This is a genomic window from Blautia sp. 210820-DFI.6.14, assembly GCF_020558815.1.
Lineage (GTDB): Bacteria > Bacillota > Clostridia > Lachnospirales > Lachnospiraceae > Blautia_A > Blautia_A obeum.
Genome location: NZ_JAJCKS010000110.1, coordinates 1 through 370, shown reverse-complemented (window position 1 = coordinate 370; position 370 = coordinate 1). Strand labels below are relative to the sequence as shown.

At 34.3% G+C, this 370-nt stretch carries 1 protein-coding gene; it reads right to left on the bottom strand.

What is annotated here, in order from left to right:
- Window positions 1–102: 102 nt before the first annotated feature.
- Window positions 103–312, bottom strand: coding sequence for a DUF6219 family protein (locus LI112_RS17955; RefSeq protein WP_008392833.1), 210 nt, complete (start codon window positions 310–312; stop codon window positions 103–105).
- Window positions 313–370 lie beyond the last annotated feature (58 nt).

The window sequence follows — 370 nt, the reverse complement described above, 5'->3', positions numbered from 1 at the left end:
TATATTTGGTGGCTACACCCCCAAGCCCCTGTAGAATAAATAACGCCAGTACTGGATATCAAAAATCCCGCACCGGCGTTATTTATTAAAATATTTTGTTTTTTAATCTTCAACACTCTCTACTGAAACTTCTTTTTTCTTCCTACTTTTACCAGAAATCATCTTGTGTCCTGTATAAATAGCCATAATCATGCAAAGCAAAGAACTTGCTGCAAAGTACTTATGGCCTTCTTTTGATCCCTTATAACCTGTATAAAAAGTTCCAAGCATTGTAATCAGTGCACCGATAGACCAATATTTATGTGATTTCATTCAGATACCTCCTGCCGTTTTTCTTAATCATATACCTTTTAAAAGATATATACAAACT

What these genes read in the sequence shown, in the direction of transcription:
- LI112_RS17955 (WP_008392833.1), bottom strand. Translation starts at nt 312, where the DNA reads ATGAAATCACATAAATATTGGTCTATCGGTGCACTGATTACAATGCTT.